Origin of the sequence: Phyllobacterium sp. OV277, assembly GCF_900104355.1 — a bacterium.
Taxonomy (GTDB): Bacteria; Pseudomonadota; Alphaproteobacteria; order Rhizobiales; family Rhizobiaceae; genus Phyllobacterium.
This window is the reverse complement of record NZ_FNIY01000005.1, coordinates 120,161-131,912: the sequence shown is the minus strand read 5'-3', so window position 1 is coordinate 131,912 and position 11,752 is coordinate 120,161. Positions and strand designations below refer to the sequence as shown.

The 11,752-nt window shown below is 55.9% G+C and carries 11 protein-coding genes; 3 read left to right on the top strand and 8 right to left on the bottom strand.

What is annotated here, in order from left to right:
• Nucleotides 1–795 carry a transporter substrate-binding domain-containing protein gene (locus BLU05_RS17505; RefSeq protein ID WP_091883152.1) on the bottom strand — a complete coding sequence of 265 codons (795 nt, stop codon included), beginning with the start codon at nt 793–795 and terminating at the stop codon, nt 1–3.
• A gap of 69 nt (nt 796–864) precedes the next feature.
• Nucleotides 865–1,929, bottom strand: a complete 1,065-nt coding sequence (gene speB, locus BLU05_RS17500; RefSeq protein ID WP_091882647.1) for an agmatinase — start codon at nt 1,927–1,929, stop codon at nt 865–867.
• A 222-nt stretch (nt 1,930–2,151) separates the two neighbouring features.
• On the opposite strand from speB, the gene gcvA reads away from it, so the two are divergent.
• A complete protein-coding gene (gene gcvA / locus BLU05_RS17495; RefSeq protein ID WP_091882645.1) occupies nt 2,152–3,198 on the top strand; it encodes a transcriptional regulator GcvA in 1,047 nt (348 codons plus the stop codon).
• An 11-nt stretch (nt 3,199–3,209) separates the two neighbouring features.
• Nucleotides 3,210–4,385 (top strand): aminotransferase, encoded by a 1,176-nt coding sequence (locus tag BLU05_RS17490; protein ID WP_091882642.1) that lies wholly within the window; start codon nt 3,210–3,212, stop codon nt 4,383–4,385.
• Between the two features lie 40 nt (nt 4,386–4,425).
• Here the strand turns inward: BLU05_RS17490 and ggt are convergent, their stop codons facing one another.
• Nucleotides 4,426–6,171, bottom strand: a complete 1,746-nt coding sequence (gene ggt / locus BLU05_RS17485) for a gamma-glutamyltransferase (RefSeq protein ID WP_091882639.1) — start codon at nt 6,169–6,171, stop codon at nt 4,426–4,428.
• Nucleotides 6,172–6,320: 149 nt separating this feature from the next.
• Between ggt and soxR the strand changes: the two genes are divergently transcribed.
• Entirely contained in the window at nt 6,321–6,791 is a 471-nt protein-coding gene (gene soxR / locus BLU05_RS17480) for a redox-sensitive transcriptional activator SoxR (RefSeq protein ID WP_091882636.1), read from the top strand.
• A gap of 56 nt (nt 6,792–6,847) precedes the next feature.
• Here soxR and BLU05_RS17475 read toward each other — a convergent pair whose 3' ends face one another.
• From BLU05_RS17475 to BLU05_RS17455, 5 genes are read right to left on the bottom strand one after another with little or no spacing between them, the layout of a single operon-like run.
• The gene (locus BLU05_RS17475) at nt 6,848–7,987 is read right to left on the bottom strand and encodes a Gfo/Idh/MocA family protein (protein WP_091882633.1); all 1,140 of its coding nucleotides are present in this window, start codon (nt 7,985–7,987) and stop codon (nt 6,848–6,850) included.
• Nucleotides 7,988–8,001: 14 nt separating this feature from the next.
• Complete coding sequence (locus tag BLU05_RS17470; RefSeq protein WP_091883150.1) at nt 8,002–8,748, bottom strand: sugar phosphate isomerase/epimerase family protein; 747 nt, start codon at nt 8,746–8,748, stop codon at nt 8,002–8,004.
• Nucleotides 8,749–8,777: 29 nt separating this feature from the next.
• Nucleotides 8,778–9,878 (bottom strand): ABC transporter ATP-binding protein, encoded by a 1,101-nt coding sequence (gene ugpC / locus BLU05_RS17465; RefSeq protein ID WP_091882630.1) that lies wholly within the window; start codon nt 9,876–9,878, stop codon nt 8,778–8,780.
• A 48-nt stretch (nt 9,879–9,926) separates the two neighbouring features.
• Nucleotides 9,927–10,829 carry a carbohydrate ABC transporter permease gene (locus BLU05_RS17460; protein ID WP_091882626.1) on the bottom strand — a complete coding sequence of 301 codons (903 nt, stop codon included), beginning with the start codon at nt 10,827–10,829 and terminating at the stop codon, nt 9,927–9,929.
• The gene (locus BLU05_RS17455; RefSeq protein ID WP_091882623.1) at nt 10,826–11,719 is read right to left on the bottom strand and encodes a carbohydrate ABC transporter permease; all 894 of its coding nucleotides are present in this window, start codon (nt 11,717–11,719) and stop codon (nt 10,826–10,828) included. The genes BLU05_RS17460 and BLU05_RS17455 overlap by 4 nt, the downstream gene beginning before the upstream one ends.
• Nucleotides 11,720–11,752: the final 33 nt, after the last annotated feature.

Below are 11,752 nucleotides of genomic sequence, written 5' to 3'. Positions count from 1 at the left end.
TTAATCCTTGAGGTTTGCGGGATTGAGCGGTGTCTTGAGCCATGCTTCGGAGCTTTTGTTCAAAGAACCATCGCTAAGCATCTTGGCAACGGCATCGTTGATCGCCTGCTTGAGCCGGTCTTCTTTCTTGTTGAGGGCGATATGCGATGGCGAGGTCAGAAGCTGGAATTTCTGCTCCGGCGCAAGTGCTTCCTGACGGGCAAGAACCTGCGCGCCCACATCGTTGCCGACCACCATGAGCTGGGTCTGGCCCGAGATAAAGGCCTGAATGACGGCGTTATAATTGTCAAAGCGTTTTACATCGGCGGAGGCCGGAGCAGCAGCCGTCAAGGACGTGTCTTCGAGTGTGCCGCGATTGACTGCGATGCTCTTGCCTGCAAGGTCATCCTTGCCTTTCACTGCAAGCGCCTTTGGGCCAATGACCGCGATGTAATAGGGCGCATAGCGTGCAGCAAAATCAATGACCTGTTCGCGTTCCTTGCTATAACCGACGCTCATCAGCAGATCGACGCGATGTTCGGTAAGATACGGAATACGGTTCTGGCCGGTGACGCTGACGGTCTTGAGCTTCACCTTCAATGCATCAGCAAGAGCCTGCGCCACATCGATATCATAACCCTTGAGGCTCATATCGGCGCTGGCCGAGGAAAAGGGTGGAAAGTCAGCGAAGACGCCAACATTGAGAACCCCCGCCTTGGTGATGTCGTCGATGGCATCGGCGCGGGCGCCGACGGTGGCTCCGCCCAATAGCAGAAGTGCGGCAACGGATAATTTGAGCGTAGTTCTGAATGTCATGTCGGTCCCCATTTGTTATTGTTTGACGGTGCAGGGTGTTCTCGCCGCACCGTTTGTCAGGTGTAAGGATCAGTCGCGTTTGCCTGTTACAAACGGGCTGAATACCATCAGGCTCAGGATCTCGAAGAGCACCTGTGCGCCCGCATGGGCTGTGTTGGCCGTTGCATCATATTGCGGGGCAACTTCCACCACATCGCCGCCGACAATGTTGATACCCTTGAGACCACGGATCAGTTCCAGCACTTCGCGCGTGGTCAGACCGCCTACTTCGGGCGTACCGGTGCCCGGCGCAAAGCTTGGATCAACACTGTCGATATCAAAGGACAGATATGTCGGGCCATCCCCGATAATCTTGCGGGCTTTCTCAATGATTGCGGGCATGCCGAGGCCAGTGACCTCTTCGGCATGGATGACGGTCATGCCGGACTCGTATGAGAACTCCCACAGATATTCCGCCGACCCACGGATGCCGATCTGGATTGTGCGGGTAGGGTCAAGAACGCCGTCGAGTACCGCATTACGGAACGGTCCGCCGTGGTGGAACTTTGTCTGGTCGAAGGCACCGCCGGTATCGCAATGGGCATCGATGTGGATCATGCCAACCGGACGCTTTTTACCGACCGCCTTGAGAATTGGATGGGTGATCGAATGATCGCCGCCAACGGCAAGGGGTACAACGCCCGCGTCGACGATCTGGTTGAAACGGCGCTCGATATCGTCATGGCTTTGTTCCAGTCGGTAACGGCTGGCAAAGGGTACATCGCCAATATCGGCAACACGCAGATCGAAGACAGGCGCGCATTCAAGTACGTGATTGTAGGGGCCAATGCGCTCAATGGTGCGCAGCGCCCGTGGGCCAAAACGCGAGCCGGGGCGGTTGGTAACGCCGAGATCCATCGGTACGCCGACAATAGCAACCTGCAGATTTCCAAAATCGGGAGCCGCCGCATCAACCGGCATGTAAGGCGCAGTCAGAAACGTCGGCACGCCCGCATAGGGAGCAAGTCGTGTGCCGCTCTTGGAGAAAATCTTGTCTGCGACTTTGCGAAAGGTCGGGTCAAACAATTCGCCGCCATGGCTTTCGCCGTATTTGGCGCGAAGATCACTCAGCTTTTTCTCATCCCATGGTACCATGACGCTATCCCGCTATCTGAAAGCCGAGGGGACATAAGGTGCGGATTGGCCCATTCGAGCTTTCCAATCTGCTCCGCGTCTGTCTGTTCCCCTGGGCTTTTCGCCTCTGCTCCCGGCATTATCGATACAAAAGCGATAGAAAAGCAATTGACATTGTTATAGGGTTTTGTGTGAGAAAATCTCACATGACAAATGGGCGTTTGATGTCTATTGGAGTCTCCTATGACACTTGGCCGGTTGCCTCCGCTGAATCCCTTGCGCGCCTTCGAAGCGACGGCGCGGCATGGCTCCGTGACTGCGGCAGCCCGGGAACTCAATGTCACCCACGGCGCCATCAGCCACCAGATCAAGGCACTGGAAACAACGCTTGACGTGCAACTGTTCGAACGTGGTGCGCAGCGGTTGAAACTGACGGCGCAGGGGGCTTTGCTCTTGCCAACAGTATCCAAGGCGTTTGAGGATATTGCGACAGCAACGGCCTTGATGAAGCGCCCGACGACGAAGGGCGAACTGACTGTTACCTGCGTGCCCGCGCTGCTTTCGCTGTGGCTCATTCCCCGTTTGAACCAGTTCACCGAGCAATATCCGGATATCAGATTGACGTTGAACGCCACGAACGAGGCGCATCATCTCCAATCGCCGGATGTAGATGTCTGCGTGCTCTATGGCGATGGCAAATGGACCGATTGCTGGTCGCGTCTGTGGAGCACACTGAAACTCTTTCCAGTGGCCAGTCCCACACTGCTTAACAGCCGGCCACTGCGCTCGGTGCGTGACCTGCGCAATCATGTTCTCCTGCATGGTGATGACGGGCGCGAGTGGAATACATGGCTGGCGGCTGCCGATGCCACTGATCTCGCGCGCGGTGCCCAGCATTTCATGAGCGATGCGCGGCTGTCCACGGAAGCAGCGCTATATGGTCAGGGTGTTTCGCTTGGCGATACGATCACCGCGAGCAATCTGATTGCCAAAGGTGAACTCATCGTTCCCTTCGATCTGACCGTTCCCGCTAATGATGCTTTCTATGTCGCCTGTCGTAACGAGGTGCGCAACGCGCCCATCGTCAGGGTGTTTATCGACTGGCTCTTTGCCTCACTTGAGTCCGAAACGATCACTGAACCGCAGACCTCGGCGCGCCGTATCATCCGTCGGCGCAACGGCAAAATAAGCGCGCCCGAACGGTTGACGGCGCCACCATCCATTCCCACAACACGGCCCAAACGGCTTGACCGCACGCAAAAGCGCCGGGCCAAGACCGATATCCGATAGGACCATCATCCATGACCGCTGCTCTGCTGAACTCGCTCGTAACCCGCTTGTCGCCGCCGCCGATTCCGGCCGTGCAGGCATGGGGCAAGTCCTATACGGGCGGCCATGGACCATTGATCGACCTGTCGCAGGCGGTTCCCGGCTATCCGCCGCATCCCGACATGTTGCGCTGGCTGGGTGAGGCGGCGTCCTCGGTTGCTTTCGCCAATTACGGGCCGATCGAGGGTGAAACGGTTCTGCGTGATGCCTATGCTACGCACATGTCGGAGCTTTATGGCTCGAAAATTGGTGGCCAGAACGTCCACATCACGTCAGGCTGCAATCAGGCCTTTATCTGCGCTGCGATGGTCGTGGCGGAAGCGGGTGAGACGGTGCTTGTCACGGATCCATTCTACTTCAATCATGAGACGACGCTATCGATGCTTGGCATCAAAACAGGCTTTGTCGGCTGCGGTTCGGAACATGGCTTCGTGCCAACAGTGGAAGCCGTGGAAGAAGCATTGGTGCCGGGCGTGCGGGCTTTGGCCCTGGTAACACCCAACAATCCAACAGGCGCGGTGTATTCCCCCGAGCGGCTCAAGGCGATTTTCGACGTCTGCACGAAGCGTGGCATCTGGCTCATTCTGGATGAAACCTATCGCGACTTTCTGGCTGAGGGCACGGGTGCGCCGCACGGTCTTTTCAATGTATCAGGCTGGGAAGACAATCTGATCCAGCTTTACAGCTTTTCCAAATCCTTCTGCATTCCCGGACATAGGCTCGGAGCAATAACGGCTGGCGAAGCTGTTGTCACCGAGATCGCCAAGATCATGGACAATCTGCAAATCTGTGCACCACGCGCACCGCAAATCGCTGTGGCGCGGGCACTTCCGGCGTTGACTGATTGGCGCGCTGGCAATCGGCTCGAAATCGAGACACGGGCCAATGCCCTGCGCGAAACGATGACCGATCTCGGTGGTTGGCAGTTGGCCGCTATTGGCGCTTACTTTGCTTTCGTCCGCCATCCTTTTGCGGATAAAACGTCGGTGGAAGTGGCCGAACAACTGGCCAAAAAAGCGGGCATTCTGGCAATTCCCGGCGAATATTTCGGCGCTGGTCATACGCGGTTTCTGCGCTTTGCTTTTGCCAATGCGGATGCAGCGACGATCCGTCAGTTGCGCAGCCGGATGGCCATTTTCAGTCTGTGAAAAAGAGAGGCTGGCAACAATGCCAGCCTCTTCAATTATTTTAGTAGCCTTTTGCCTCGCCTGAGCTGGCGCGGCTGTCGATGGCACCGTTGTAACGGGAGCCGTCACCCTTAGCGATCTCGGAAAGACTTTCGCCGCCAACGAGTATGCCTGCGGCCTGACCCCAGATCGACCAATCCTTGTCGATCTGCACGTCGTGTCCCATCTCAGTCAAAACCTTCTGCGTATCGGCTGATAGCGCATAGGGTTCCATATAGACTTTGTCTGGCAACCACTGATGATGAACGCGTGGTGCATCAATGGCTTCCTGAATGTTCATGCCATGATCGATCACATTGAGGATCGCTTCCAGCGTGATGGTGATGATACGCGAGCCGCCGGGGCTGCCGATGACCATGAATGGCTTGCCGTCCTTGGAAATGATCGTCGGGCTCATCGAAGAAAGCGGCGTCTTCTTGGGCGCAATGGCATTGGCTTCACCTTGGACAAGACCGTAGAGATTGGGAACGCCGGGCTTTGAGGTGAAATCATCCATCTCATTGTTGAGAAGGATACCGGTTCCGGGAGCGACAACACCGGCACCGAACGAGCCGTTCAGCGTGTAAGTGACAGCAACGGCATTGCCGTCATTGTCGATAATCGAATAGTGGGTGGTTTCGTGGCTTTCGCCGAGGCCCTTGGGCATCAGGTCTTTCGAAACCCCAGCCTTGAACGGGCTGATCTTGTCACGGATTTCCTTGGCATAGGCCTTGTCGAGCAATTTCGTGACCGGATTGTTGACGAAGTCCGGATCGCCAAGGGCTGAGTTGCGATCGACATAGGCATAGCGCATGGCTTCAACCATGGCATGCACCGTTTCGGCTGATCCATAACCAAGATAGGAAAGCGGATAGCCTTCCAGAACGTTCAGGATTTCACAGATGATCACGCCGCCGGAGCTGGGTGGGGGCGAGGAGACGATGTCATAACCGCGGTAGTTGCACTTCACCGGCTCCAGTTCGCGCACCGAATACTGCTCTAAATCCTGTTTGGTGAGGATGCCGCCCTTGTCCTGACTGGCCTTGGCAATGGCATCCGCCGTCGCGCCTTTGTAGAATGAATCCGGCCCCTTGTCGGAGATACCGGAAAGTGTAGCGGCGAGATCGGTCTGGACGAGCGTTTCACCAACCACATAGGGCTTGCCATCGGGTTTGAGGAAGATGGCGGCGGCAGCAGGGTCCTTGGCCAGCTTCTTATTGCCAGATTTCAACGAATTGATATCGCCTTGAACGAGTTCGAAGCCATCCCGCGCCAGACGAATGGCGGGGCCTATCAGTTCTTCGCGTGATTTCGTTCCATATTCTGTTCGGGCCAGCTCAAACCCGGCAACGGAGCCGGGTACGCCGACAGCAAGATAGCCATCCGTGCTCAGACCTTTGACGATATTGCCCTTGTCATCGAGATACATTGTCTTGGTGGATGCGAGCGGTGCCCGCTCGCGGAAATCGAGGAAGGTGGTCTTGCCGTCCTTGAGGCGGATGGTCATGAAGCCACCGCCGCCGACATTGCCGGCTGTTGGATAGACAACCGCAAGGGCATAGCCAACAGCCACGGCGGCATCGACTGCGTTGCCGCCATTCTTCAGAACGTCCACACCAGCCTGGGTGGCAAGGTGCTGGGCCGTGACAACCATTCCATGCTCAGCTTTTGCCGGTTCGGGCGAGGCTGCCATGACAATACTGGGTGAGATGGTGCTCAGGGCGAGCGAAACGGTGAAAGAAACCACCGTTGTGAAACGGGTCTTCATACTCTTCCTCCTACTGGCAATTTATGAATCGCTAGAGGAACCGGTCTGACGCTGCATGTCCAGCCAGAAATGCGACATGTCCCGCAAATTTACAATGTTCGCGCAGTTCGCTATGAACCTGAAGTAATATTGAGGTTAAGGTGGGAGCCATGACAATCAAACCGAGTGAGCGACACAGACAGCTGACGGTCGGCGAGGTAGCTGCGCGCAGCGGGGTTGCGGTTTCGACACTGCATTTCTATGAAAACAAGGGGTTAATCCAAAGCGAACGCAATCGCGGCAATCAGCGCCGCTATTCGCGTGAGGTCTTGCGCCGGGTTGCTATTATTAAGGTGGCGCAGCGGACAGGCATACCACTCGCTTCGATAGCCGAAGCCCTATCGACATTGCCACAAGGACGCACGCCCACTGCTGCTGACTGGCGGCGGCTTTCGGCTGGCTGGAAAGAAGATCTGGACGACCGGATTAACAAACTGATTGGTCTTCGTGATCAATTGAATACGTGTATCGGTTGTGGCTGCCTGTCGATGCAGGACTGTCCACTGCGTAATCCGTGGGATGAATTGTCAGAGCAAGGGCCGGGACCGAGATTGCTCGACCCCGTGGCGGATGCGGATTGAAATTCGAGCCAAGCCCCTCTGCCGCCCGGGCAGAGGGGGTGAACAGCCTTGGGAGGCTATTTCTTCCTGAGCAAGGATTTGGCTTCCTTGATCCCAAGCGCTTCGGGCCGCGTACAACTGCTCTTGATATCGATGAACTTCTTTTCCTCACCGGAGCGCAGGATTGAAACCATCACATCGACACCGTGCAGCGCCCGGTCGATGGAGCAGCGGATATCACGGCCCTCAAGTATCGCCGCTGCCATATCCGCAAGACCAGCTGTGCGGTAATTGGCCATCATGCCAACCGAATGCTTCTGGTTCGGAATGCCAAAAGGATGCGACCAGCTCTTGAGCGATTTTGCCTTCTTGCCGGGCTTTGCCAGTTTGACATCGCCGCCAAAGAAGTTTGGATCTGGAAGGAACAATGAACCTTCCGTCCCGTAAAGCTCCATATTGGGATGATGATGAGCCCAGACATCCCAGCTTGCCGAAAGCGTGATCGAAGCGCCGCTGTCGAATTCGAGCAGAGCCTGAATAGTAGTCGGCGTTGTCACCGCAATGGTTTCACCTTTGCGCGGTTCACTGGAAATGGTCCGCGTCGGTGTCGCCATCGAAGTCAGCGCAGCAACCCGTCTTACCGGCCCTATGAGATTGACCAGATTGGCAATGTAATAGGGTCCAAGATCAAGGATCGGGCCGCCGCCCGGACGGAAGAAGAAGTCCGGGTTTGGGTGCCAGTGTTCCATGCCATGGCTCATGACATGGGCTGTTCCAGATGTGATTGTGCCGATCTGGCCGTCATCAACCGCTTTGCGTGCCAGCTGATGCGCACCGCCGAGATAGGTGTCCGGCGCACAGCCCGCCTTCAAGCCCTTCTTGTTGGCGAGCTTCTGCAACTCAAGGCCATCCTTGAGCGACAGGGTAAGCGGCTTCTCCGAATAGAGATGCTTACCTGCTGAAAGGATCTGCTGCGAGACATCGAAATGCGCGTCCGGCACAGTCAAGTTGACGATGATGTCGATGTCATCGCTTGCCAGCAGCTTATCGATGCTGCGGGCCTCGACGCCAAATTCCTTGGCGCGTGCCTCTGCCGCCTTCTTGTTCAGATCAGCCACCGCCCGCATTTCGATGCCCTTGAAGAGCGGGCCGAGCCTTAAGTAAGTGGCGGAAATATTGCCGGCACCGATAATGCCGATACCAAGTGTTTTAGCCATGATACTGTCTTTCTTCAAAATGCCTTGACCGTCGCGATGGAGCGGCGGGCAAACCGCTCATCATCCGACGGGTTGTCGTGTTCCATGACGAAAAACTGGACTGGTGTGCCTTTCAGCGCGGCAAACAATGCTTTCCAGTCGACGGTGCCGTAACCGACGTCTGACCAGCCATCTTCATTGGTGTTTTCACCCTTGGGTGCGATGTCCTTCACATGAACCGCGCTGATGCGGGAGCCGTAATCCTTGATCCACTGGAACGGGTCTGCACCGCCGCGAATAACCCAGGCGATATCCGCTTCCCATGAGATGCTGGGTGCTGCATCGAGGATGAGTTTCTGTGGAATTGAGCCATCGGCGAGCGCCTTGAACTCGAAATCATGGTTGTGCCAGCCGAAAATATATCCGGCCTTGCTATAGGTCGCATGGACGGCTTCCAGTCGCTTGCCAAAATCCGACCATCCCGAGGCGTCGGATGGGCGCTGCTCGACCGCCAGATGCGGGCAATAGATGGCCTTCAGGCCAAGTGTACCTGCTATATCGAGCACCTTGTTTGGCTCGTTTTCCAGAACATCGATGCTGAAATGGCCCGATGCCATGGTAAGTCTATGGGCGTCGAGGGCCGCCCGCGTTGCTGCCGCATCCGTGTAGACACCGCCATATCCTTCGACCTGCGCATAGCCATTCTTTTGCAGGATCGGAAGTATCTTTTCGAGCGGCGGAAAGTTGCGGGAACTGTAGAGCTGGTAGGAAAAATCAGTCACGGTCATTACTCCATAGGGTTTTGGGAGGACTAAATTCGCTCTTCGGTCTGGGAGTCGAAGAGGGAGGCGAGGGCGGGGTCAAAGGTCAGATGCACGGTTTCGCCGTTCTGGTAGCGACGACCGGAATCCACGCGGACTGAGACGGCTTTGCCAGCGACTTTCAACCAGACAAGGCTATCGGCGCCCATGGGTTCATCAAGATCAACGGTGGCCTGACAGGAACGGCCAGCCGGGCCCGGTTGATCACTGAGGGCAATATGTTCCGGGCGGAAACCGAAAATGACCGAACGACCAGCCTTTAAGGGTTCCTGCGCGCCATAAGTATCCAGAGATACATCAAGATCGGCGACACGGAAAAACGGCTTGCCACCTTTCTCCGCAATCTCACCCTTCAAGAAATTCATCGAGGGTGAGCCGATGAAGCTGGCAACGAACAGATTGCGCGGCTTGTTGTAGATGGTCAGCGGCTCGTCCAGTTGCTGGATCAGTCCGCCCTTCATGACTGCGATGCGATCCGCAAGGGTCAAGGCTTCGATCTGGTCATGCGTGACGTAGATCATCGTATTGGCGAGTTTCTGGTGCAGCCGCTTGATTTCAACACGCAGTTCGGAACGAAGCTTTGCGTCGAGATTGGACAGGGGTTCATCAAACAGAAACACGTCGACGTCACGCACCAATGCGCGGCCGATGGCGACGCGCTGGCGTTGACCGCCGGAAAGCGCGCCGGGTTTGCGCTGCAAAAGCGGGCCGATCTGCAGGATATCAGCGGCGTTGGCGATGCGCTTTTCGATCTCGGCTTTTGGCAAGCCCGCAACCCGCAGACCAAAGGAGAGATTCCTTTCCACCGTCATCTGCGGATAGAGCGCATAGGACTGGAACACCATGCCGATGCCGCGGTCCTTTGGTTCCTTCCATGTGACGTTCTTGTCTTTTATAAAGATCTGTCCATCCGAAATTTCGAGCAGACCGGCAATGCAGTTCAGCAAAGTCGACTTGCCACAGCCTGATGGTCCGAGCAGTACAAGGAATTCACCATCGGCCACGTCGATATTCAGCTCTTTGAGCACGCTCACCGAACCATAGTTGAGCGAAAGATCCTTGATCGAAACGCTGGGGCTTTGCTGGGCCATACTGATCCGTTCCCTCGTGGCTGATGGTGACAATCCTTGCATACGCAATCATCCTTTGACGGCGCCAGCGGCGATGCCCCTGACGAAATATTTGCCTGAAAAGAAATAGACGAGCAGCGGTACCAGACCAGTGAGAATGGTCGCTGCCATGTTGACGTTGTATTCCTTGACGCCCTGCGTCGAGTTGACGATGTTGTTGAGCTGCACCGTCATCGGCACGTTTTTGGTACCGGCGAAGACGACGCCGAAGAGGAAATCATTCCAGATGCCAGTGACCTGTAGAATGATGGCGACAACGAAGATTGGCGCAGACATCGGCACCATGATCTGGAAAAAGATGCGCCAGAATCCTGCACCATCGACGCGGGCAGCCTTGAACAGTTCCACCGGCAGCGAAGCGAAATAATTGCGGAACAGCAGCGTCAGTATCGGCATGCCGAAAATGGTATGGATGACGATGATACCCGGCAATGTTCCAAAGATACCGAGATCGCGCGTGATGATCACAAGGGGATACAGCATCACCTGATAGGGAATGAACGCACCAAACAGAAGAATGCTGAAGAAAACTTCCGATCCCTTGAAGCGCCAGTTTGCCAGCGCATAGCCATTCACCGAGGCGATGAGGATCGAGATGATCACGCTGGGAATGGTGATCTTCACCGAATTCATGAAGCCGACTTTCAGGCCTTCGCAGTACAGGCCTGTGCAGGCCGTGTCCCAGGCGGTGCTCCATGACTGGAAGGTTATCTCCACGGGCGGCGAGAAGATATTGCCAAGGCGGATTTCCGGCATGCCTTTCAGCGATGTGACAATCATCACGTAGAGTGGCAACAGGTAATAGACCGCAGCCACGAACAGAATGCCGTAGATCATGATCGTTGCAGGCGAAAAAACCCGTGTCGGACGTTTACCGCGTGGTTCGATTGTCGTCTGGCTTACAACGGTCATTTGCGTTTACCCTCGCGGAATTCCATCAAGGCCCACGGAATGAGAATGATGAGAACGGTGGTCAGCATGATGGTGGATGCGGCAAGGCCCTGTCCGAGATTGGCGCGCCGGAACATAAATTCGTAGACATACTTGGCCGGGACTTCGCTGGCATTGCCGGGGCCACCATCAGTGAGGGCGACAACCAGATCGTAGACACGGACGATGCCTGCGGCAGTCAGGACGATTGTGGTGATGAAGACCGGTCGCATCATCGGGATGATGATGAAGAGGTAGGTCTTCCATGTGGGAATGCCGTCGACCCGGGCGGCCTTCCAGATTTCCTCATCAATGTTGCGCAGGCCTGCCAGCATCAGCGCCATGACAAGGCCAGTGCCATGCCACAGACCGGCAATGACGATCGCATAGATGGCGTACCGCTGATCATTCAGGATTGAGAAGGTGAAGTTCTCAAAACCGAGATCGCGAACCACTTTCTGAATGCCAAAGGTCGGTGTGAGTATCCACTGCCAGATAAGCCCGGTGACGATGAAAGACAGGGCATAGGGGTAGAGGAAGATAGTGCGGAACGTATTCTCAAAGCGGATTTTCTGATCCATCAGCGCAGCGAGAATGAAGCCAATGACGGATGAAAAGCACAATAGACACACACCGAAGATTGCCAGGTTTCGCGCGGATATGTTCCACCGGGGCGTATTGAAAAGCCGGGCATATTGGTCGAACCCGACAAATGTCAGTTCCGGCAATGCCCGCGATGCCGTGAAGGAATAAACAACGGTCCACAATGTGCATCCGATGAAAACCACGAGAACTGTCACGATCATCGGCAGGGCCGCAACCTTGGCATTGAGGTTCTTGAAAAGCGTGTTGGGCCGCGCCGTGGAACTCATTCTGTTCTCCGTCAATCCTCGGTTGGCCGCCGA

Coding starts and splice junctions, on each gene's coding strand:
- BLU05_RS17505 (WP_091883152.1), bottom strand. CDS start 795: ATGACATTCAGAACTACGCTCAAATTATCCGTTGCCGCACTTCTGCTA.
- speB (WP_091882647.1), bottom strand. CDS start 1,929: ATGGTACCATGGGATGAGAAAAAGCTGAGTGATCTTCGCGCCAAATAC.
- gcvA (WP_091882645.1), top strand. CDS start 2,152: ATGACACTTGGCCGGTTGCCTCCGCTGAATCCCTTGCGCGCCTTCGAA.
- BLU05_RS17490 (WP_091882642.1), top strand. CDS start 3,210: ATGACCGCTGCTCTGCTGAACTCGCTCGTAACCCGCTTGTCGCCGCCG.
- ggt (WP_091882639.1), bottom strand. CDS start 6,171: ATGAAGACCCGTTTCACAACGGTGGTTTCTTTCACCGTTTCGCTCGCC.
- soxR (WP_091882636.1), top strand. CDS start 6,321: ATGACAATCAAACCGAGTGAGCGACACAGACAGCTGACGGTCGGCGAG.
- BLU05_RS17475 (WP_091882633.1), bottom strand. CDS start 7,987: ATGGCTAAAACACTTGGTATCGGCATTATCGGTGCCGGCAATATTTCC.
- ugpC (WP_091882630.1), bottom strand. CDS start 9,878: ATGGCCCAGCAAAGCCCCAGCGTTTCGATCAAGGATCTTTCGCTCAAC.
- BLU05_RS17460 (WP_091882626.1), bottom strand. CDS start 10,829: ATGACCGTTGTAAGCCAGACGACAATCGAACCACGCGGTAAACGTCCG.
- BLU05_RS17455 (WP_091882623.1), bottom strand. CDS start 11,719: ATGAGTTCCACGGCGCGGCCCAACACGCTTTTCAAGAACCTCAATGCC.